Origin of the sequence: Burkholderia anthinoferrum (genome assembly GCF_002925705.1) — a bacterium.
Lineage (GTDB): Bacteria > Pseudomonadota > Gammaproteobacteria > Burkholderiales > Burkholderiaceae > Burkholderia > Burkholderia semiarida.
Genome location: NZ_LFZP01000064.1, coordinates 210,928 through 232,072 on the forward strand (window position 1 = coordinate 210,928; position 21,145 = coordinate 232,072).

Sequence of the window (21,145 nt, forward strand, 5' to 3'; positions counted from 1 at the left end):
GTTTTTCCCGCAGTCGAGGTCGAGCAGTATTTCACTCACACGCTGGCGCCCGGTCTGCAGCGAGCAGCCCAGCGCCACTCAACCATCATTCGGAGTTCATCCATGAAAGCGGTTGTCTATACACAGCATGGCCTGCCCGCGGACCATCCCGAGTCCCTTCTCGATGCCGAGGTGTCCAAGCCCGAAGCCGAGCCGCGCGACTTGCTGGTGAAGGTCGACGCGATCGCCGTCAATCCCGTCGACACGAAGGTTCGTATGGGGTCACCCACCGAGCAGCCGCGGATCCTGGGATGGGACGCCGTCGGAACCGTCGAGGCAATCGGAAGCAACGTTTCCATGTTCGCTCCGGGAGACAAGGTTTTCTTCGCGGGCTCGATCGCCCGGCCCGGCGCGTATGCGCAATATGTTCTCGTCGACGAGCGTATTGCAGGCCGCAAGCCTGCGACGCTCTCCGATGCTCAAGCAGCAGCGTTGCCGCTTACGTCGCTGACGGCGTGGGAACTGCTCTTTGATCGCCTCGGGATCGCCGAGGGCGCCGGTGCCGGCGATGCATTGCTGATCGTCGGTGCGGCCGGCGGCGTCGGCTCCATGCTGACGCAACTGGCGCGTCAACTGACGGGGCTGCGTGTAATCGGGACGGCGTCTCGCCCCGAAACGCGCGCATGGGCGCAAGCGCTCGGTGCACACGACGTCATCGACCATACGCAGCCGCTACTCGAGGGGCTGCGCCGCATCGGCGCCCCGCAAGTGCGCTACGTCGCCAGCCTCACTCAGACGGACGTCCATTACGCGCAGCTCGTCGAGGCGCTGGCGCCGCAGGGCCGACTTGCCGTGATCGACGACCCCGACACGCTGGACGCGATGCCGCTCAAACGCAAGTCGATTTCGCTTCATTGGGAACTCATGTTCACGCGATCGCTGTTCGAAACCGCGGACATGGTCAGGCAGCACGAAATCCTCGATCGCGTCTCCACCCTGATCGACGACGGTACGTTGCGCACGACCATGGCCGATCACTTCGGAACCGTCAATGCCGAAAATCTCCGGCGCGCCCATGCCCTCATCGAGAGCGGTCGCGCGCGAGGAAAGATCGTGCTGGAAGGCTTCTGACGCACGCCGACGACGCCCTGTATCGCCATTCCGAAAATGCTGAACAAGACCGGAGAACAAACATGCACTTCCCGCATCGACGCATCACGAGATTCACTTCCCTCCGCCGGACCGCAACCGCACTGGCAGCCGGCTTGAGTTTCACGCTGCTGGTCAACCCGGTGTTGGCGCAACCGTCCGCGCCGGCAACGGCGCCGGCGGTTCAGGCGACCGACCGCACCATCGGCGCGATGGACACGGTGGCCACCTTTTCCGGCCCCATGCCCACCGGCGTGACGGTTGCCGAGAACGGCCGGATTTTCGTCAATTTCCCGCGCTGGGGCGACGCCGTGCCTTTCACCGTTGGCGAGTTGCGTGACGGCCGCGTCGTCGCCTATCCAAACGCCGAGATCAACCATGCCGATGCGGCGCACCCGTCCACGCACTTCCTGAGTGTCCAAAGCGTCGTTGCCGACGGTCACGGCAAGCTCTGGGTTCTGGATACCGCCGCACCGAACTTTTCGGAGCCGGTCGCGGGCGGCGCGAAGCTCGTCGCCATCGATCTCGCAACCAACCGCGTCGTCAAGACGATCGTGTTCCCCGCGAACGTGATGCGCGCCCAGACCTATGTGAACGACATGCGCTTCGATTTTCGCATCGGAAAGGCCGGGGTCGCTTACGTGACCGACTCCTCGCTGTCGGGCATCGGCGGCCTGATCGTGATCGACCTCGACAGCGGAAAGGCGATGCGCCGCCTGACCGGCGACGTGTCGACGTCGGCGGATCCTCGCTTCGTCCCGGTCGTCGAAGGCCAGTCGTTGAAAGTCCGCGACCCGAACGGGACCACCAAGCCCTTTTCCGTGGCGTCCGACGGCATCGCGCTCTCCGCGGACGGCCAGACCCTCTACTACTGCCCGCTGTCGAGCCGCCATCTCTACTCGATTCCGACCGCGATGCTGCGCGATCCGTCGATCAGCGACGCGCAACTGGCGGCCGCGGTGAAGGATCTCGGGGAGAAAGGAGCGTCCGACGGTCTTGCCAGCGACGCGAACGGCAATGTCTATGCCGGCGATTACGAGCACAACTCGATTCGCAAACTCGAACCGGGCGGCGAATGGCAGACGATCCTGCACGATCCGCGCGTGCTCTGGCCCGACACGCTGTCGGTCGGCCCGGACGGTTACCTCTACTTCACCGCGAACCAGCTTCACCGCCAACCGGTATTCCACGGCGGCAAGGACGAGCGCCAGAAGCCGTACGCATTGTTCCGCGTACGCATCGGCGCAGGTCCCGCACCGACCCGTTAATCCCTTTCGCCATCGCCGACAACCGGAGTCCCGCACATGAATCTCGCCGACGCCATTCATGCCCGCCATACCGTCAAAGCCTTCGAGGGCGGCAAGTCGCTTCCCGCCGCGCAGGTCGAAACATTGCTGTCGCTGCTTCACCAGTCGCCGTCCTCGGTGAATTCCCAACCGTGGCATTTCGTGGTGGCCGCGACACCGGAAGGCCGCGCGCGCATCGCGGCCGCCACAACGGGCGCCTACGCGTACAACGAGGCCAAGGTCGTCAACGCATCGCACGTCATCGCGATGTGCATGCGGACCGACATGGACGACGAACACCTTCAGGCCATTCTGGAGCGCGAATCGGTGGATGGTCGATTCAAGACCGCCGAAATGCGCGCCGCGCAGAACAAGAGCCGCCGCTCGTACGTCGACATGCACAAATACGAGCTGCGCGATACGCCGCAATGGATGGAAAAGCAGGTCTATCTGGCGCTGGGCGGCCTGCTGCTCGGCGCGGCGGTCCTCGGCGTCGATGCAACGCCGATGGAAGGGTTCGACAGCCGCGCGCTCGATGCAAGCCTCGGCCTGCGCGAACGAGGCCTGACGAGCGTCGTCATCGTGTCCCTGGGTTTTCGCAGCGGCGACGACTTCAACGCGGATCTGCCCAAATCGCGGCTGCCGCGCGAACGGATATTCACATTCATTTGATCACCCGAAGCAGGCTTGCCGCCCGCGCGGCAAGCGTTCCGAGCTACCGTTTCGCGCACGCTCGGCTGCACGACTTCGAGGAGCGTCATCATGTCCGAGTTGATTCGGATGGACACGCACGGCCGCACCGCGACCGTGCCCTCGTCCAGATATGGCGGTGCGCTGTTATTGGGCGCGGCGATTTTGTTGTGGGGCGCGAACTGGCCGGCGATGAAGCTCGGCCTGGCGCACGTCACACCGCTGTGGCTGTCGGCAGCACGGTTCGCATCCGGGGCGCTGTGCCTGTTCGTCGTGCAGGCTGCGACCGGGACGCTGCGCTTGCCGAAGCGCGCCGACCTGCCGTTTCTCGCCAGTGTCGGCTTGCTTCAGATGTTGGCGTTCACCGCGATGAGCGCCGTCGCGCTGCACCACGTGAGCGCCGGCCGTTCCGCCGTGCTCGCCTATACGACGCCGATCTGGGTGACGCCCGCGTCGGTGCTGGCATTTCGCGAGCACCTGTCCGTGCGTAAAGCATTCGGCACGGCACTTGGCGTGGCCGGGGTGCTGCTGCTCTTCAATCCGCTCGATGTCGACTGGCACGATCGTCAGGCCGTTGTCGCGCACGTCATGCTGCTCGGCGCGTCGCTGTGCTGGGCGGTCTGCATTCTTCATCTCCGGCATTTCCGCAGCGCGTCGAGCGCCTACGTGCTCGCGCCCTGGCAAATGCTCGTTGCCGCCGTACCGCTCGCCGTGCTTGCCAGAGTGCTCGAGGGGCCCTACACGGGCGACCGCAGCCTCAGCCTGACGTCGGCGCTGATCTACATCGGTCCGATTGCAACGGCATTTTGCTTTTGCGCGGTGAATGCCGCCAACACGCGCATGTCGAGCACGAGCATGGCGACGGCGATGTTAGGCGTTCCCGTCGTCGGCCTCATGACGTCGGTCCTCTTTCTTCACGAGCATCTCACGATGGGGCTTGCGGCAAGCGTCGTTCTCATCGTGGCCGGCATCGCGCTCTCTATCGCATCACGCTGACCTTGATCGTCTGAACCAGGAGAATGCCATGGTCGATCTCGACCCGACTCAACCCAGACTCACGCTCGTTACCATCGACCTGTCGTTCCATCGCGCGGCCTCCGGCGTCGTGCGGCGGATATTGAACGAGCATGGCGTAACGGTCGACGAAATATTCGCACCGCACGAAGAAGCCTTCCGGATTCTGCGGGAAGGGCGAGCCGACATGCTGAGCAGCGCGTGGCTCCCGAGCAGTCATAGTCTCTACCTCGCTCCGTTCGAGCAGGACGTGCACAAGATCACCGTCCTTTACCGGCCATATGCATTGTGGGGCGTACCCGACTATGTGCCCGAAAGCGCGGTGAGCTCCATCTCCGATCTGAAACGGCCGGATGTGGCGTCACGGATGGTGAAGCGGATTCAGGGCATCAATCCCGGCGCGGGCATCAGCAGATTTTCCCGCGAAATCGTCGCGCAGTACGGCCTGGCGGACGCAGGGTATCACTTCGAAAACGGCACGCTCGACGATTGTGTACGCGCCTTCGAGGAGGCCGTCGCCGCACGCCGGTGGGTGGTGGTTCCGCTTTGGACTCCACAGTACCTTCACGAGCAATACACCATTCGCGAACTCAAGGACCCGAAGGGTCTGCTCGGCGGCACGGACGACGCCACGTTGATCGTCAGAAATGCGTCGCTTGACGCGATCCCGTTGGCCGCATTGTCCGAACTGCGCACTCTCAGCCTCGGCAACCGGGAAACGAGCCGTCTGGACCATGTCCTCTCACGCACCGGCTCGCCGCGAACGACCTGAGGCGCCACGGGCGAGCACCGTCGGTGACGAACGCGTAGACGACGCGTATCGACCGAAACCGCCGCGAACGTCGACGGCCGTTATGCAGTTCGCGCGAACGAATATTCGGAGTAAGTGAAATGACTTTATGGGCGGAGCGCGTTGATCGACACGTCGCCTCGCCAATAAACTGCATCGCACTACATCGCAATCGCCGAGAAACAGAAGACTGAAACGAGCCGGCCGAGATGACGCAACCGGCTCGGCGTTTCCCGGCAGATGTCATTCACTTCGTAACCATCGACGGAACAACATCATGACGCAAGCACACAAAGGCACCGCACTGATCACGGGCGCATCGTCGGGTATCGGTGCGGTCTATGCCGAACGACTCGCACGCCGCGGGTTCGATCTGATTCTCGTTGCACGCAACAAGGATCGGCTCGACGCATTTGCGAAGCGCATTACCGACGACACGCAGCGCAGTGTCGAAGTGATCGCCGCGGACCTCGGCGATTCGCGCGCGCTGGCCGCCATCGAAGCGAAGCTGCGCACGGACGCGAGCATCACGCTGCTCGTGAACAATGCCGGTGTCGGCACGCATAAGCCGCTGCTCGAAAGCGACGTCGACGCAATGACGCGCATGATCGATCTCAACGTCACGGCGCTGACGCGTCTCACCTATGCAGCAGCGCCCGGCTTCGTCGCTCGCGGCCACGGCGCGATCATCAACATCTCGTCCATCGTTGCGATCGGGCCCGAGCTGCTGAACGGCGTGTATGGCGGAAGCAAGGCATTCACGCTCGCGTTCACGCAGTCCCTTCATCACGAACTGGCAGACAAGGGCGTGCAGGTTCAGGCCGTTCTCCCGGGCGCGACGGCGACGGAATTCTGGGAGATTGGCGGGCTCCCGCTGGACAACCTCCCGAAGGAGATCGTCATGTCGGCTTCCGACATGGTCGACGCAGCGCTGACCGGCTTCGACCGTCAGGAACTCGTCACGATTCCATCCCTGCACGCAGGAGAAGAATGGGCCGCATACGACGCCGCCCGCCGCGTGATGATTCCCCATCTCTCGAGCAATACCCCCGCGGCGCGTTACGCCGTCGCGCAATAAACGCAGCAAACCATTTTCGCAACCGCTCCAGTCGTCCATTCAAAGGAACTCCGATCATGAAACTCACCGGAAACACTGTCTTCATCACCGGCGGCACGTCGGGTATCGGCCGCGCTTTCGCAGAAAACCTTCACAAGCGTGGCAACAAGGTCATTGTCGCGGGGCGTCGCAAGGCGTTGCTGGACGAGATCGCTCGGGCCAATCCGGGTATCGACACCGTGGAGCTGGATGTCGGCGACCCCACGCAGATCGAGCGTGTCGCGCGACAGCTGATCGCGGACTATCCGACGCTGAACGTCGTGATCAACAACGCGGGCATCATGCCGTTCGATGACGCCGGCGGTGCGCTGGACGACGCGCAAGCCGTCCGGCTCGTGAACACGAACCTGCTCGGCCCGGTGCGTGTCAGCGCCGCGCTCGTCGAACATCTGAAGGCGCAACCCGAGTCGTTCATCATCAACAACAGCTCCGTACTGGCATTCGTCCCGCTTGCCGCCACGGCGCTCTACTCCGCGACGAAGGCGGCCATTCATTCGTACACGATGTCGCAACGCTTTGCGTTGCGCAATACGAGTGTCCGCGTGCTGGAAATCGCCCCGCCGTGGGTCGACACGGATCTGATCCACAAGAGCGGTGATCCGCGAGCAATGCCGCTGGACGCCTTCATCGCCGAGACGATCCAGCGTCTCGAAACCGCGACGACGGAAGTCGTGGTCGAGATGGCGCAGCCGCTGCGTAACAACGTCGGCCCCGACGAGTATGCGTTCGTCGATCAGTTCAATCAGGCGCTCGTCGAGAACCCCATTCCGGTAGCCTGAGCCGCCGCGAAGAAGGACTCCGGAGGGTGGCCCTGCGACGCCGCCTTCCGCCCCCCGCAATTCGATCACTCACCGAACGACAAACGACTTGAGGCTGACAACAATGTCCGACAAGAGCCTGACGACCGCCGCCGGCGCCCCCGTATCCGACAACCAGAACTCGATGACCGCCGGCGCGCGTGGCCCGGTCGTACTGCAGGACATGTGGCTCGTTGAAAAGCTGGCCCATTTCGACCGCGAGGTGATTCCCGAGCGTCGCGTACACGCAAAGGGATCGGGCGCCTTCGGAACGCTGAAGGTCACGCACGACATCTCGCGCTACACGAAAGCCAAGGTCTTCGACCAGGTTGGCAAGGAAACGCCGGTTTTCATGCGATTCTCGACGGTCGCGGGCGAGCGCGGCGCCGCCGACGCGGAGCGCGACGTGCGCGGCTTCTCGATCAAGTTCTACACGGAGGAAGGGAACTGGGACATCGTCGGCAACAACACGCCCGTGTTCTTCGTGCGGGATCCGCTCAAGTTTCCGGATTTCATCCACACGCAAAAGCGCGATCCGCGGACGAACATGCGCAACAACGTCGCGGTGTGGGATTTCTGGTCGCGCCATCCCGAGTCGCTGCATCAGGTCACGATCCTGATGAGCGATCGAGGCATCCCGAAGAACTACCGGCAAATGCACGGCTTCGGCTCGCACACGTTCTCGTTCGTCAACGCGGCGAACGAACGCTTCTACGTGAAGTTCCATTTCAAGTCCGCACAAGGCATCGAAAACTATACGGATGCGGAAGCCGCTCGCGTGGTCGGTCAGGATCGCGAGTCCGCGCAGCGCGATCTCTACGAGGCGATCGAACACGGTAACTTCCCGAGATGGCATTTCCGCATCCAGGTGATGCCGGAAGCGGACGCATCGAAAGTGCCGTACAACCCGTTCGACATCACCAAAGTCTGGCCGCACAACGATTACCCGCTGATCGACGTCGGGACGATCGAGCTGAACCGGAACCCCGAGAACTATTTCGCGGACGTCGAGCAGGCCGCGTTCACGCCGGCGAACGTCGTACCCGGAATCGGGTTTTCGCCGGACCGCCTGCTTCAGGGGCGGCTGTTTTCGTACGGCGACGCGCAGCGCTACCGGCTCGGCATCAATCATCACCAGATCCCCGTCAACGCACCGCGCTGCCCGTTTCACTCGTTCCATCGCGATGGCGCGATGCGTGTCGACGGCAACCTCGGCAGCACCGTGAACTACGAACCCAGCCGTCAAGGCGACTTCGCCGCGAATCCAGCAGCGGCCGAACCGCCGGTGCAGGCAGGCACGGTCGACCGTTACGACCATCGTGACGATGACGACTATTACAGCCAGCCCCGTGCGCTGTTCCGTCTGTTCAGCGCCGACCAGAAGGAGAGACTGTTCGCCAACATCGGGCGGGCGATCAGCGGCGTCCCGCAGGACGTGGTCGACAGAGTGCTCGCCCATCTCGAGCGCATCGATCCGGCGTATGCCGCCGGTGTCCGCACTGCGATCTGGGCCGAGTAAGGCCGGCGTGCGCGCGCCGAGCGGACGTCGCGCGTCGATCTCGCGGATTCGCCTGTCGGATTAATCAAGGAGTAACGTTATGGAAAGCGCGAAGCAATACGAATATCTGTTCCTCGGCGGCGGCAAGGGCGGAAAATCCCTGGCGATGGACCTCGCCCGAAGCGGCAAGCGCGTCGCCGTCATCGAACGCGGCATGATCGGCGGTTCATGCATCAACGTCGCGTGCATCCCCAGCAAGACGTTGATTCAGAACGCGCGCAACATGCATGCGTGGCGAGCGGCGTCCGCCGACGCGCACCATCTTGCAGACATGGCGCGCGTGCATGCGAACGTCCGTGCAGTCGTCGACGGCATGGTGGATATCAACCGCCGCGCTTTCGAACAGTCGGGCCTCGATCTCGTGATCGGTTCCGGTCGGTTCGTCGCGCCGCGACGCATCCTCGTTCGGGCCGGCGACGGCTCCGAACAGCTGTTCGAAGGCGAGAACGTCTATATCAACACCGGCACCGTGGCGGCGGTTCCCGACGTGCCCGGCCTGCGTGACTCGAGCCCGCTCACACACGTTGAAGCGCTGAACCTCGACGTGCTGCCGAAAAAGCTCATCGTGATCGGCGGCGGCTACATCGGCCTGGAGATGGCCCAGGCGTTTCGGCGCCTCGGCAGCGAGGTCGCACTCATTCACGACGCACCGCGGGTCGCCATTCGCGAGGACGAGGACGTCAGCGTCGAAATCCAGCGCGCGTTCGAGGACGACGGCATCTCGCTGCATCTGTCTGCCCGGATTACCGGCGTAAGCGGGCGTTCGGGTACAGGCGTCACGGTCAAGCTCGACGACGGCACATCGATCGACGGCAGTCATCTGCTCGTCGCGGCAGGCCGGCGGCCGGTCACCGACGACATCGGCCTGGATCTGGCAGGCGTCGATCGCGACGAGCGGGGCTTCATCAAGGTCGACGACGCGCTCGCGACCACCGCGGAACGAACGTGGGCGATCGGCGAGGTCGCCGGCACGCCGATGTTCACGCACGCGTCGTTCGACGACTATCGCGTACTGAAGGCCGGTATCGAAGGGCGGGCAGGCAGCACGGCAGCGCGCATCATTCCGTACGCGTTGTTCACCGATCCGGAACTGGGGCGCATCGGCCTGAACGAAGCGGACGCCAAGGCGCGCAACACGCCCGTCATCGTCGCGAAATTGCCGATGGCGGCCGTGCCGAGAGCCCGCACCAACGGAACGACGCGAGGCTTCATGAAGGCACTCGTGGCGCCCGAAACCGGACAGATCCTGGGCTTCACGATGGTCGGCTCGGGGGCGGGCGAAGTGATGTCGGTCGTGCAAATGGCAATGATCGGCAACCTGCCGTACACGTCCGTGCGCGACGCCATCATCGCCCACCCGCTTCTCGCCGAAGGCCTCAATCTGCTCTTCGCCACCATCAAATAAGCGAGTGCCTTTGCCATTTGCCTGGCTTGCCCCACCGAACGCGGGGCCAGCCCGATGCTCGTGCCGCCACGACGCGCTTTGCGTCGCGGCGGCTTTCGCGCTTCCAATTCAGTCGTCGCCGCCACGATAAAAATGCTGACAGCCGCTGTCCTGCGATCGACACTATCCGGTAAAATCTCCGGACGAGTTCGAATCGCGCAACGCCAGCCCGTCATGTGCCGCACGGGCAGTTCCGCGATCGCGGGCCCTGAGAAAAATATGCCTTCGTCAACACCGGCGTCCCGGTCCGGACGCCTCGAGTGAACGATGGGCAAAGTCGCCGTTCTTCCACCTCATCCAGCATTGCCTGCGCCTCGTTACCGACGCGAACGAAGTGCGGGCACGGCCGTGCGTCGTGGAGTGGATACGTGAATTGCTGCTGGCATCCGATATCGACGATCACTGGCGTCGATGTCGACACATTTGTGCGGCCTTGCTCGCCGAGCAACGGGGGAACCTCTTGGATCTGAACGCGACGCGCGCATCCGGTCGTCCGGTCGATAGCAACGACCCGAACGACGAAGCGCGGGAAAATCGTATTTCGCGGCATCTCGCCCTGCGAATCCTGCCCATTTTCATGTTTGCGTATGTTGCCGCATACGTCGACCGCATCAACGTCAGCTTCGCGAAACTCCAGATGGGGGTCGACCTGGGTTTCACCGATGCGGTGTTCGGATTCGGCGCGGGTACTTTCGCGCTGGGCTACGTGGTGTTCGAAGTTCCGAGCAACATGATCCTGCAGCGGGTGGGCGCCAAGCGATGGCTCACGCGAATCATCCTGTCGTGGGCGATCGTTTCGGCATTGACCACCTTCATCGCGACGCCCAAGCAGTTCTATGTCATGCGCTATCTGCTCGGGGTGGCGGAGGCCGGGCTCGTGCCCGGCATCGTTTATTACATCTCCCAGTCGTTCCCGCGATACCACCGCGCGCGGGTGCTGTCCACCTTCTACGCGGCGCTGCCGCTGTCCGGTCTGATCGGCTCGCCGCTGAGCGGCTTCATCATGGAGTATTTCGACGGAATCGGCGGGCTTTCCGGCTGGAAATGGATGTTGATGGTCGAGGCGCTGCCTGCGTTCGTCGCCGCGCTTCTCTGCTGGAAGTATCTCGAGGACGATGTCACCCAAAGCCGCCACGAGACGGAGGCCGACCGAGCCTACCTCACCCGAACGCTTGCCGAAGATCGTGCTCTCGCCGCTTCGGCGAACAACAACGCGATGTTCGGCAGCTGGATCTTTTGGGTATTCGGGCTGATCTATTTCCTCGACGTCGTCGGCATTTACGGCTACACGCTGTGGGCGCCCACGATGATCAAGTCGCTCGGCGTGGGCAGGGATCTCTTCATCGGATTGATCGCGGCGCTGCCCAACGCGTTCGCGATGATCGTGATGATCACGGCCGGACAAAGCGCGGATCGCCGCCGAGAGCGGCGCGTCCACACCGCCGCACTATTCTTGCTGGCAGCGTTGGGGCTGACACTCGCCCTCGTCTGGCACGGCAATTTGTGGCTTACCGTGATGGCACTGTGCATCGCGAATGCGGGATTGCTTTCTCTTCCCCCGGTGTTTTGGGGAATGCCCACGGCGGTTCTCGGCCCCGGCAACGCCGCCAGCGGCATCGCATGGATCAGCGCGATCGGCAACATCGGCGGCTTTTTCGGCCCCTATGTGGTCGGCGTTCTCAAACAGTCGTCCGGGAGCTTCGCGCTTCCCGTCTCGTGCATGATCGCGTGCCTGTTGCTGGGCTTCTGCCTGACGCTGTCGTTGCCGAAACACATCGTCAACAGATAGCCCCCGGGCCGCGATTCCGGTTCGCTCCGGATCGACAGGGCGATGCGGCCGGATCGCCCCACCGGCGTGTTCCGTTGCGCTGACGCGGCGCGGCGCTCACGCGCGTCGAGATCGGTACTGCTACTCCGCGGTGGGATCCAGCCCCAGCGATTGCGCGCCCAGCACGAATTCGGGCAGGGTTCGCGCGCCCATCTTCCGCATTGCGTGGCCGCGATGGATCTTCACGGTGATTTCGCTCAATCCGAGCTCTGCGGCAATCTGCTTGTTCAGGAGGCCGCTCACGACGTATTTCATCACCTCGCGCTCGCGCGGCGTCAGCGTCTGGTAGCGGCGGCGCACGTCGGCGACACGGCTCTCCGACTTCCGCCGCTTCTCATCCTTCAGCAATGCATTCTGGACGACATCGAGCATGTCCTGGTCGCGAAAGGGCTTGGACAGGAAATCCAGCGCCCCGTTCTTCATCGCCTTCACCGACATCTCGACATCGCCATGAGCCGTAATGAAGATGATCGGCAGCTGCACGTCGCCCGCGACGATCTGCTCCTGCAACGCCAGTCCGCTCTGTCCTTTGAGCCGGACGTCGAGAATCAGACAGCTCGGCACATCGGGCTTGTCGAAATCCAGAAACTCCTGCGCGGAGCCAAAGAGCTCGACACTCAAGCCAACCGAGCGAAACAGCCGGCCGAGCGCCTTGCGCATGGAATCGTCGTCGTCGACAACGTACACGACGGAGTTTGTTGCGATGAGATCGGGACCGTGGCTCATGACTGCGTGATTCCTTCAAGCGGTAGAACGAACTGCATCGATGCCCCCTTGTTTTCTTGCGACTCGGCCCAGATGCGGCCGCCATGCCCCTCAACGATCGAACGGCAAATCGAGAGCCCCATGCCCATGCCCTCCTTCTTGGTGGTGAAGAACGGCGTAAACAACGAATTGACGTCTTCGCCACGAATGCCGGGGCCGGAATCCTCCACGCGTACCTGCACGTTCGCGCCATCGACCAGCCCGGTCGACACGACGAGGGTCCGCTTGCGGTCCGCGACGTCGCTCATCGCCTGAACGGCATTCATCAGGAGGTTGATGATGACCTGCTGCAACTGGACACGATCTCCGCGGACCCAGAGCGACGGCTCGCAGCTTTGCGCGACCTCGACGCCGTGAATCTGAAGCTCGCGGCGCACGAGATCGATCGATTGTTCGACGATGGACGTCACGTCGACGAGCGCGTCGTCCCTGTCTCTGCGCTTGGCCATCGCACGGATCTGCCGGATGATATCCGTCGCCCGTCTCGCGTCGTCGGTCATCTGCTCGACGGAATCCCGCACCTCGACGAGATCTGGCACGTCGTGGTCCAGCCAGCGCAGCCCTGCCTCACCTGACGTGACTATCGCAGCCAGCGGTTGGGTGACTTCATGCGCGATCGAAGCCGCCAGCTCGCCGAGCATCGTTACCCGCGTGACATGCGCGAGCTCCGCGTGCGATCGCTCGAGCGCCTGCTCGGCTTGCCGGCGCGCCTCGATGTCGGTGTTGACGCCGTACCAGCGCAGGATCCGGCCGTCTCCGCCGCGCAAAGGTGCGGCACCGACGATCATGCAACGATACTCGCCGCTGCCGAGCTGGACGCGCGCCGTCACCTCGAACGGGCTTCCCGTGGAAATCGCCTGGCGCCACGCGGCGCGCAACGTCTCGATGTCGTCGGCATGAACGATATCGCGCCATACATCCGTGCCGTCACTGGTCCGCACACCGTAATCCGTCCAGCGCCGATTGAGGTACAGCAAGCGCCCGTCTTCGTCCGTGCTCCAGACCATCGCGGGAATCGCGTCGACGGTGGCCACGAGCTCTTCCTTCTGGCGGCGCAATTCGGCTTCCAGCGATTTCGCCTGAGTGACGTCGCTATCGGTGGAAAGAATGGCGACGGGCAGGCCCGACTTGTCTCGCGACACGATCCATCGGCTGGAAATCACGACGCGCTCGCCGTTCTTGCGAATGCGCGTGAGCTCTCCCTGCCAGTTGCCGTGCGCCACCGTCTTCTCGATCAGGTCGGCAATCGGCAGCGCGGCGCCGGTGCGCGTCAGCTCATGGAACGCTTTCCCGAACGCTTCTTGCGCGCTCCATCCGTATAGGCGCTCCGCGCCTTTGCTCCAGAAGCGGATACGCCCGTCGAGCCCGTACACCACGATCGCGTCGTGGGTCAGATTGAGCAAGTCGACCTGGTTCTGCAGCGTCGCCCTGCTGCTCTGATTGCGCAACGCCAATGCCGAGACCGTCACGATCGCGATGACGCTCACGATACAGCGCGCGAGAGAACTGACGGCTATCTGGTCGCTCTGAGCCAGAAGAAATCCGAGGACCGTCAGGGATACGCATGCCCAGGCCACGCCGACGGTGACCGTTTGGGAGGCGACCGACGCGACCAGCAGCACCACGACGACATACAGAACCGCGACGGCGACGTCGACGGGCGCAAACGCGTCGACAAGGAATACCGCGAGGCCCAACGCAATCGCGACCGCGTATACCGCGGGCTGACTGTTCCGGAGTTGCGCCTGGAGATTGGGCCCGAGCTCGGACGCACGCGCCGCCGCGAGTTCGGCCGGAGCGATGACCGGATCCGCGTATGCGCCGTGGCCGTCACCCGCCTGGCGGTCGTTATTCATAGAGTCACTCGGTAAAGACGGATTTCCGGATCAGGTCCGATTGCTTTCCGAGCCGATCTCCTCCAGGCGCTGCTTGATCTGCGCCGGATCCACCGGTTTGCTGAATACGCAGATCGCGCCAAGCTTCATCGCTTGCTCGCGGGTGGTTTCGGATGGAAAAGCCGTGATGAAGATCACGGGGGGAGCCGGTCCGCGCTCGAGAAGCGCTTCGTACATCTCCAGCCCTGTGATGCCCTTCATCTGGACGTCCGAAATGATACACGCGACGTCCATTATCAAGTCGGCGTCAAGGAACTCCTCGCCGGACTCGTAGACCCTGACCTCCCAGCCGAGCGAACGAACGAGGCTTCGCGTGGCCCTGCGGATGGACCGGTCATCATCGACGATGGAAACAATACCTTGGTTCGGCATACGAGCGGTCCTTGACCTTCAATTCAGTAAAAATATCGAGAACGCGAGCATTTCAGGTCGGCGGCTCGACCGCATCCTATGCCGCCGGCAATCGGCGCGCAAACTATACGTCGGTATGAGTGCCGTCTCGGCCAACACCGTCGTGCGTTGCCCGCGTGTGTCATGCAGTTGCGGCAGTCGCTGCCAGTTGCTGCAGCCCCTTGGGCATGAACCGCGAGTCGTGTCGGCCACTGCCCGCCATCCAGTATGGCGCTGCGTCGCGCCCGCCGTTGATCGCGGGCGTGCCGTCGAAGCTGGCAGTCTCCAGATCGCGAAGCTGGGCTTGAATCCAGTCGATGAACGCCCGTATCGACATCGGCACCTGCCGGCGGTCCGGATAGAGGACAGAAATCGGTAGCGGCGGCGGACCATACTCGTCGAGCACGGTGACGAGCCGCCCTTTTGCGAGCTCTTCCGTCACCATACGCTCGCTGACCTGGGCAATACCGACACCCTCTACCGCATAACGAACCGCCGAACGGACGTCATTGACGGAAATGCGCTCCGCCAGCTTGAGCCGTGTCTCTGCTCCGTCCACGGTGTAGCGGAATTCCCGGGCTGGGCCGAAGCGCCTCGGGGTGTAATGGATGACATCGTGGCAATGAAGGCTATCCGGGTCGGCCGGCGTGCCCCGAACGCGCAGATAGTCCGGACTGGCGACGGTCACCACGTGAAAATTCCCGACGCGCCGGCTACGCAGCGACGAATCCGCGAGTTGTCCGACGACGACGGCGCAGTCCACGCCGTTGGCGATCAGGCCGTCCGCATCCCCGCCGACGTCCACGCGCAAGCCCACCTCGGGGTAACTGGCGTGGAAAGCCGGCACGAGCGGCAAAACCGAATGCGCGACCTCCTGGTCGAGGTCCACCGCCAGCCGCCCACGCGCGATCTTCCCCGCCCCGCTGAGTTGCTGCTGCATATGCTCGATCTCGCCGAGAATGCGCTGGCAGTGCTCCTGATACTGCTCCCCCTCCGTGGTGAGGCGAACACAACGGGTGGACCGCTGAAGCAGCGTGACGCCGAGATGCTCCTCCAATCGACGGACCAGCGTGCTGGCCGACGCTGCACTGATACCGAGCATCTCAGCCGCTGCTGTGAAACTGCCCAGTCGGGCGACGTGACTAAACACTGACATCGCATGCAGAGTACGGTCCATGCTGTTCTCCGGAAATCGTTGCGGTAGAAGGATTAACCGGAAGTCTAGAGAACAGTCGGCCGCGGCAATATCACCTCGTGGGAGTTTGGACCTTATACGATGGTGTTAATAGTCGCACCGCGGGCGCAGCGCGATCGAAGCGTGCGGCTCGCCGTATTGGACGGAATCGCCCGCCTACCCGCCGGTACATAGCGTGACACCGATCCGGACTCTCTGGACGACAGACCGGCGCAGTACCATTACGCTCCGTTGAGCAATGTGCTGATCCGAAATAGCGCCGTTATCAGGCACGCACCTGCCCCGCATTAGTACGCGATCCGAATTACTTGCGGCCGTCGAGCATTCATTGGCGGCACTTTGAAAACGCCAATCTCATGCCGCCCTCCTCGATGAGGGTCCGGACAACACCTCCGAGAAAAATCCATCACCGGATCCGGGTTCTCAAAGCTACGGCCACGATCTCCGTCTCGAGACGCTGGACCTGTTTTCGGCAGAAGATCCTGTCAACTGCGGGCAAGGCGACCTTTTCTGCAAACCTCAACCACAAGCCCTCCACTCCCGCTGTAGGGTCGCAAAAAAGGTGACCTCCGCGGTCCATACAAATCAATGACTTGGCCATCTTTTCTGCGAATTTCCGCGTGAGGATGTGGCATAAAAGGTGACCTTTTCCTACAAAATTCGCAGAAAAGATGGCCTCCGATCGAATCTCCGTATAGACGATTTTAAAATCAAAGACTTACGCGCAGGCAGGAACCCGAAAAGAAGCGGCGCTCATGGATCAAGAGCGCCCCATCTACGCCGCATACGAGTTGCCGATGCCCTGCTTGCTTGAGGTTCACGGCCCAATGGCAGACCGGTGTGTGCTATAAATGTGCTTATAGTGTGCAAATAGTGAGCAACGATGGGATCTGACATCACCGGCAGTGCGGCAGCGCCCAGCAATTTCGCGCAATTCATGGCGTCTTTGCGTGAACCAGACAGCCCCGATCCGATCATCTCAGCCAGACGTTTCGCAGCCGCTCTGCATATCGATATGCAGACGCTCGCGCGGCTCGCACATGTACATCGCAACACGATAGGTCGCCTGTCAGGATCTGAGAGTGTGCAGAAGTTCCTTCGGGACGCACTTCGGATTATCCGTGCCGCAACCGACGTCTCCGGCGACGTGCCGAGCTCTCTCTTCTGGTATCGCAATGAGCCGTTGCCAACCTTTGACTACAAGACTGCCGAACAGCTTGTATCGGAAGGACGTACAGACGACTTGCTCCGCTACATCACATCGCTTGAGATAGGCGCCGCCGGATAAGGCCATGGGCGCCCGTTGCGAGTCTGCCAAATTGCGGCTACCCTCATGCTGCAGCCGGTCTAGGGCCGGCGACAAGAAACAGGGTGCGGGGCTTACTGGCTTGGACGTTGTTCCACGGTAAGTTTCCTGCCCCACCTCTTCAAACGCCCGCTCGCATAGCGGGCGTTTTTTCGCTCTCGTTGACAGTAGAACCGCTTGAGACTGTGCGCTTCGGACACACTTCAACGTCATGTCACGCGCTCCCAGGCGGATTGGTCGGCGCCAGAGTGGGCAACTCCCACCGAGGAGCCAACTTTCGATGAAGCAGGACAGCTGACGGCGTCAGGCCGGCTGCTGCCGTCCGGGTTTGACAGTTGTAGAGTAGCAAAGTATCTATACCCGACATCCGAAACCGTATCCGTGTTGAAGAACGGAAATGGAATACAGGCGCGCCCTTAGGCCACGGAGCCGCCGGGGTCCTGTTGCATCAGGCGCCTTGGTTCATTGACCACGAGTCTATTCCTGCTCAGATGCCGCCTTTTTCCGTTGCTCAAGGCGAACTGCTCTGGCTGCCTGATAGCGGGTAAGTAGCACCGCAATTTGTTGGGCTAAGTAACAGCATGCGTCGATGATCAGCGTTGTCAAACCTTTGAGCGTCGCTATTGCTTTCTTGCCGACGTACTTGATAGTGGTGAGTACCCACGACCGCGGACGGACGGAGTCATCTTTGACCATCGCCCTTGAAGCGTTGGCCAGTTTCCCTCCAGCCAGAAATGCAACGGCTAGGAATACGAAATAACGGAGATTGCGCCCTCGCTCAATTTCACGGATGCGTTGATCGGATTTTTCCATGGAGGCGTGTAACCTCTGAATTGCGTCAGCATAGTTAGGTGAGGGAAAAGCTAGGGGGGTGTCCATGTCCTGGATTGACAAAGCTGTATCTCTGGGGACTGCTTGGCACTGTCCCGGCTGCTGCCTCTGGGTGCAGGCCCAATTGTTGAGCGCTCTAATCTGGCTCGCCAACACGGGATCGCTGGCGAGCTTGGCAGCCCAATTGGGCGGCTCTATCTGCGAGCGCACGTTACCTTTCATGTCCAGATAGCTAAGTACACCCCACTTCAACTCCGGAGCGAGCGCACACAATGCGGGAGATAGCTCTGCCGTTTCCGGCAGAGCACACAGGACGTCGAGATGTCTTTCCGCAATTCGAAACAGTTGCAGGGTACGGACCATTCGGTCGTCGGCGTCTTCCAGGTCTGACTTGTACGAGGAAAAACCCGCATCGACCACGAAGTACAGGGCTGCGATCAGTCCCATGGTGTACCAGATATGGTCGTAGACATTCTTGAAGGTGTTTTTCTTCCAGAGCGAACTGAGCAGCATGATGAGAGACCAGCCGGCAACTAGACACATGAGCAGGTTGGCCGCAGCTGATTCAGCGCTGCCCGGGAAACCTTCACCGAAGCGGAATACATCAGGCGCCACGCCGCGAATATCCGGCACGTAGCCGAACATGCTCAATAGACCAGGAAGTAACCATAGGGTCAAACCGGCACTACCAACCCACTTGTTCAGGTAGAAGCAGGCTCGGATGTTCAGCACAAATATGATGACGAGAACACCCGTGAGAACAACTGACAAGTTAGCGACACCCACCGCCGGATTGAGATTGAGGGGATAGAAGATGACATCACCGATCTGCTTCGGCTGAGTATTCAGGTATTTGAATAACCTCAGGCCCTCGAGATTTTGTGCCAAACCCCAAGAGGCCAGATGGCAAAGCGTTAGATATGGAAGGAAGAACTGAAGAAGCATGCGTGGTCAAGAACTTGTGTCAAGGGAAGTACGCTCAGGCGAGCCAAATTACCCTTCGGCTCGATCGGGGACACCATACGATCTTAGAACGACGTCAAAAAGATACGAACAAGCGCAGTAGGAACCCAATCCTAGCGTATCGGAATAGTGTTGCGGAAATCACCTTGAGCCGCGACGTTTCGTGTAGTCATTTGACGAGTAGCGACGCAATTCGTTTAGAGGTCGGGTTGTCCCGCGCTTGTGCAACGAGCGCTTTCGCTTAAATTAGGTGGTCTCTGTTCACGTAACTCATATCTACCTCAGCACTATCGACCCGGGCCCGATACTGTAAAACGTAAAGGAATCGCATGAGAATCGCTACCCTGAAGATTTCGAACTTCCGCGGTGTCCGTGAGGGCTTCGTTCGCTTTGGAAAGCATCCGGTCCTTGTCGGGGACAACAATACCGGAAAGACATCGATAATCGAAGCCCTCACACTGCTGTTGGGACGGGATCGACTGCTTCGCGAGCTAACCGAACACGACTTCTACGGCTCCTGCCCGCAAGCTGCTGATCGCATCAAGCTGGTCGCAACGATCACCGATTTTGCAAACGACGATCCGGAACAAAGCAGTCAATGGTTCCGCGAAGGTCGAGCAGTAGTCAAATGGCTGGACGATGCAACCGGTGCTGTCCATCCACTCAGGCGGAACGACGCATGGAAGTTGTGCTGTCAAATTGCTGTACAGGCTAGATTCGACCACGAGTCACTCGCGGTAGAGATGCTGCGATACTTTTACGACCACGACGAGCCTATTGACCCATTTGCAGATGAGACCCCGACCGCTGTACCGGGGAAGCTCATTCAAGAGTTGAGCTTCTACCTCGTTCGAGCGAGCCGTACATGGGACAAAGTCTTCTCGTGGGGAAATGAATTGTTCAAGCGCACAGTCCTGGCCGCCGCCGCTCAGCCTGCTGCTGCACTCTTGGCAGAACGAGATCGCCTGAGAGCACCGGCCCAGCCAATCGATGCCGATCCTGGCATCGAACCATTGATTCAAAACCTCAACAGAGAACTGGCTCTGTCATTTCCCAATGCTCCTCAAGTCCAACTGCGATTGACGGGGACGGATAGTCGCTCCGTGATGGAAGCGGTAACGGCTCACTTCGCGGCGGCAGACGGGTTGAGCATCCCTGCCGCGAGGCAGGGAAGCGGACTGGTTTCGATGCAGGGCTTACTTCTGCTGCTTGAGTTGGGGCGTGCTCGAGCAGCGGCCGGCGGCGAATTTTTGATGGCGTTGGAAGAACCAGAAGTACATCTGCCACCTTCGGCGCAGCAGCGATTGGTTCACCGAGTACAGGCACTATCGACTCAAACGTTCGTAACAACGCATTCGCCACTAGTTGCGAGCATGGCGGATCCAACCTCGGTTCTTATCCTGAAAAAGCAGGATGGGGTTCTATCTGCTGAACCGTTTCTTGAGGCACCGTTGCCGGCCGCGGCCCAAAACTGGGAGCGCAAGTTCTTTCAGCACAGTCGGGTCGATGTACTCAGCGCGCTGATGCAGCCTTTTCTGCTGATCCCCGAGGGTCGAGCCGATTTTCAACTGCTTCGATGTATTCTGAGGCCGCTAATGATGACGGCTGGGTGGGTCGATACCATGAGCCGCCCCTTTGGCATCGAGGTCGGGGTTGTTCCTACGGAAGACGCCAAAGTGGTTGAAACTCACAGGCTGATGGCTAGATTACATGGGCGGGTGTGCTGTCTCGTTGACGGGGACGGAGACGGGCGACGCTACGCGAATGGTCTGTTGGCGGCTCCAAAACCTCCCGCAGCGATCATTCGGTGGAATGAAGGAGCGATGGTTGAGGACGCAGTTGGCTGGATCTTGTCGGCAGACGAAGGTGCTGTGATCGCCAAGCTCGCGGACCTATCGGTGGACCCACCCACGTCGATCGAGGACGTCGTGGCTCACCTTAAGGCGAAGAAAATGGACATTATTGCCTACGAGCTCGTCGCAGAAGCGATTGCCACGACAATACTTTGTCGGGAGCGTGCTTCAGATTTGCTTGGTGGGCTTGCGTGCGCCTGTGCAGGAGTCGATAACACAAGGCGTTTCGTTCGCGATGGCAATGGCTTCTGGATCTTTCAACCGTGACAGTTCGAGCGTTCACCGGAGGTGCGGG

General features: G+C 61.4%; 17 protein-coding genes. 12 read left to right on the forward strand and 5 right to left on the reverse strand.

From position 1 onward, the window contains the following. Nucleotides 1–102 precede the first annotated feature (102 nt). The 10 genes from C5F75_RS30990 to C5F75_RS31035 all read left to right on the forward strand — a co-directional run bounded on the left by C5F75_RS30990 (nucleotide 103) and on the right by C5F75_RS31035 (nucleotide 11,613). Nucleotides 103–1,110, forward strand: coding sequence for a zinc-binding alcohol dehydrogenase family protein (locus C5F75_RS30990; protein ID WP_059581379.1), 1,008 nt, complete (start codon nucleotides 103–105; stop codon nucleotides 1,108–1,110). A 62-nt stretch (nucleotides 1,111–1,172) separates the two neighbouring features. Beyond that, nucleotides 1,173–2,396 (forward strand): L-dopachrome tautomerase-related protein, encoded by a 1,224-nt coding sequence (locus C5F75_RS30995; RefSeq protein ID WP_059581382.1) that lies wholly within the window; start codon nucleotides 1,173–1,175, stop codon nucleotides 2,394–2,396. 36 nt (nucleotides 2,397–2,432) lie between these two features. Next, nucleotides 2,433–3,086: an oxygen-insensitive NAD(P)H nitroreductase gene (gene nfsB / locus C5F75_RS31000; protein ID WP_059581384.1), complete on the forward strand. Its 654-nt coding sequence runs from the start codon at nucleotides 2,433–2,435 to the stop codon at nucleotides 3,084–3,086. A 90-nt stretch (nucleotides 3,087–3,176) separates the two neighbouring features. Further along, nucleotides 3,177–4,100: a DMT family transporter gene (locus C5F75_RS31005; protein WP_104013232.1), complete on the forward strand. Its 924-nt coding sequence runs from the start codon at nucleotides 3,177–3,179 to the stop codon at nucleotides 4,098–4,100. A 28-nt stretch (nucleotides 4,101–4,128) separates the two neighbouring features. Continuing rightward, nucleotides 4,129–4,890, forward strand: coding sequence for a glycine betaine ABC transporter substrate-binding protein (locus C5F75_RS31010; RefSeq protein WP_059581390.1), 762 nt, complete (start codon nucleotides 4,129–4,131; stop codon nucleotides 4,888–4,890). A 295-nt stretch (nucleotides 4,891–5,185) separates the two neighbouring features. After that, nucleotides 5,186–5,986 (forward strand): SDR family NAD(P)-dependent oxidoreductase, encoded by an 801-nt coding sequence (locus C5F75_RS31015; RefSeq protein ID WP_059645008.1) that lies wholly within the window; start codon nucleotides 5,186–5,188, stop codon nucleotides 5,984–5,986. A gap of 56 nt (nucleotides 5,987–6,042) precedes the next feature. Then, nucleotides 6,043–6,804 carry an SDR family oxidoreductase gene (locus C5F75_RS31020; RefSeq protein ID WP_050012423.1) on the forward strand — a complete coding sequence of 254 codons (762 nt, stop codon included), beginning with the start codon at nucleotides 6,043–6,045 and terminating at the stop codon, nucleotides 6,802–6,804. Between the two features lie 103 nt (nucleotides 6,805–6,907). Then, complete coding sequence (locus C5F75_RS31025; protein ID WP_059581395.1) at nucleotides 6,908–8,341, forward strand: catalase; 1,434 nt, start codon at nucleotides 6,908–6,910, stop codon at nucleotides 8,339–8,341. Nucleotides 8,342–8,420: 79 nt separating this feature from the next. After that, nucleotides 8,421–9,785 carry an FAD-dependent oxidoreductase gene (locus C5F75_RS31030; protein WP_059581396.1) on the forward strand — a complete coding sequence of 455 codons (1,365 nt, stop codon included), beginning with the start codon at nucleotides 8,421–8,423 and terminating at the stop codon, nucleotides 9,783–9,785. 499 nt (nucleotides 9,786–10,284) lie between these two features. Further along, nucleotides 10,285–11,613: an MFS transporter gene (locus tag C5F75_RS31035; RefSeq protein ID WP_059581402.1), complete on the forward strand. Its 1,329-nt coding sequence runs from the start codon at nucleotides 10,285–10,287 to the stop codon at nucleotides 11,611–11,613. A gap of 120 nt (nucleotides 11,614–11,733) precedes the next feature. On the opposite strand, the gene C5F75_RS31040 is transcribed toward C5F75_RS31035, so the two are convergent. From C5F75_RS31040 to C5F75_RS31055, 4 genes are all read right to left on the reverse strand, one after another. Beyond that, complete coding sequence (locus tag C5F75_RS31040) at nucleotides 11,734–12,378, reverse strand: response regulator transcription factor (protein WP_059581405.1); 645 nt, start codon at nucleotides 12,376–12,378, stop codon at nucleotides 11,734–11,736. Continuing rightward, nucleotides 12,375–14,273 (reverse strand): PAS domain-containing sensor histidine kinase, encoded by a 1,899-nt coding sequence (locus C5F75_RS31045; protein ID WP_059581408.1) that lies wholly within the window; start codon nucleotides 14,271–14,273, stop codon nucleotides 12,375–12,377. The genes C5F75_RS31040 and C5F75_RS31045 overlap by 4 nt, the downstream gene beginning before the upstream one ends. A 30-nt stretch (nucleotides 14,274–14,303) precedes the next feature. Next, the gene (locus C5F75_RS31050; protein WP_059581410.1) at nucleotides 14,304–14,684 is read right to left on the reverse strand and encodes a response regulator transcription factor; all 381 of its coding nucleotides are present in this window, start codon (nucleotides 14,682–14,684) and stop codon (nucleotides 14,304–14,306) included. A 160-nt stretch (nucleotides 14,685–14,844) separates the two neighbouring features. Then, nucleotides 14,845–15,879 (reverse strand): LysR family transcriptional regulator, encoded by a 1,035-nt coding sequence (locus C5F75_RS31055; RefSeq protein WP_059581413.1) that lies wholly within the window; start codon nucleotides 15,877–15,879, stop codon nucleotides 14,845–14,847. 901 nt (nucleotides 15,880–16,780) lie between these two features. On the opposite strand from C5F75_RS31055, the gene C5F75_RS31060 reads away from it, so the two are divergent. Continuing rightward, complete coding sequence (locus tag C5F75_RS31060; protein ID WP_104013233.1) at nucleotides 16,781–17,185, forward strand: DUF2384 domain-containing protein; 405 nt, start codon at nucleotides 16,781–16,783, stop codon at nucleotides 17,183–17,185. Nucleotides 17,186–17,680: 495 nt separating this feature from the next. Here C5F75_RS31060 and C5F75_RS31065 read toward each other — a convergent pair whose 3' ends face one another. Further along, nucleotides 17,681–18,979, reverse strand: coding sequence for a hypothetical protein (locus C5F75_RS31065; RefSeq protein ID WP_104013234.1), 1,299 nt, complete (start codon nucleotides 18,977–18,979; stop codon nucleotides 17,681–17,683). A 347-nt stretch (nucleotides 18,980–19,326) separates the two neighbouring features. Here C5F75_RS31065 and C5F75_RS31070 point away from each other — a divergent pair, with 347 nt between their 5' ends. Next, the gene (locus C5F75_RS31070; RefSeq protein ID WP_104013235.1) at nucleotides 19,327–21,117 is read left to right on the forward strand and encodes an ATP-dependent nuclease; all 1,791 of its coding nucleotides are present in this window, start codon (nucleotides 19,327–19,329) and stop codon (nucleotides 21,115–21,117) included. The last annotated feature ends 28 nt before the right edge of the window (nucleotides 21,118–21,145 follow it).

Bases quoted from the DNA above. Each gene is read 5' to 3' on its own strand.
- C5F75_RS31060 (WP_104013233.1), top strand. From the start codon at position 16,781: ATGGGATCTGACATCACCGGCAGTGCGGCAGCGCCCAGCAATTTCGCG.
- C5F75_RS31010 (WP_059581390.1), top strand. From the start codon at position 4,129: ATGGTCGATCTCGACCCGACTCAACCCAGACTCACGCTCGTTACCATC.
- C5F75_RS31065 (WP_104013234.1), bottom strand. From the start codon at position 18,979: ATGCTTCTTCAGTTCTTCCTTCCATATCTAACGCTTTGCCATCTGGCC.
- C5F75_RS31050 (WP_059581410.1), bottom strand. From the start codon at position 14,684: ATGCCGAACCAAGGTATTGTTTCCATCGTCGATGATGACCGGTCCATC.
- C5F75_RS30995 (WP_059581382.1), top strand. From the start codon at position 1,173: ATGCACTTCCCGCATCGACGCATCACGAGATTCACTTCCCTCCGCCGG.
- nfsB (WP_059581384.1), top strand. From the start codon at position 2,433: ATGAATCTCGCCGACGCCATTCATGCCCGCCATACCGTCAAAGCCTTC.
- C5F75_RS31025 (WP_059581395.1), top strand. From the start codon at position 6,908: ATGTCCGACAAGAGCCTGACGACCGCCGCCGGCGCCCCCGTATCCGAC.
- C5F75_RS31070 (WP_104013235.1), top strand. From the start codon at position 19,327: ATGAGAATCGCTACCCTGAAGATTTCGAACTTCCGCGGTGTCCGTGAG.
- C5F75_RS31015 (WP_059645008.1), top strand. From the start codon at position 5,186: ATGACGCAAGCACACAAAGGCACCGCACTGATCACGGGCGCATCGTCG.
- C5F75_RS31030 (WP_059581396.1), top strand. From the start codon at position 8,421: ATGGAAAGCGCGAAGCAATACGAATATCTGTTCCTCGGCGGCGGCAAG.
- C5F75_RS31040 (WP_059581405.1), bottom strand. From the start codon at position 12,378: ATGAGCCACGGTCCCGATCTCATCGCAACAAACTCCGTCGTGTACGTT.
- C5F75_RS31045 (WP_059581408.1), bottom strand. From the start codon at position 14,273: ATGAATAACGACCGCCAGGCGGGTGACGGCCACGGCGCATACGCGGAT.
- C5F75_RS31020 (WP_050012423.1), top strand. From the start codon at position 6,043: ATGAAACTCACCGGAAACACTGTCTTCATCACCGGCGGCACGTCGGGT.
- C5F75_RS31005 (WP_104013232.1), top strand. From the start codon at position 3,177: ATGTCCGAGTTGATTCGGATGGACACGCACGGCCGCACCGCGACCGTG.
- C5F75_RS30990 (WP_059581379.1), top strand. From the start codon at position 103: ATGAAAGCGGTTGTCTATACACAGCATGGCCTGCCCGCGGACCATCCC.
- C5F75_RS31055 (WP_059581413.1), bottom strand. From the start codon at position 15,879: ATGGACCGTACTCTGCATGCGATGTCAGTGTTTAGTCACGTCGCCCGA.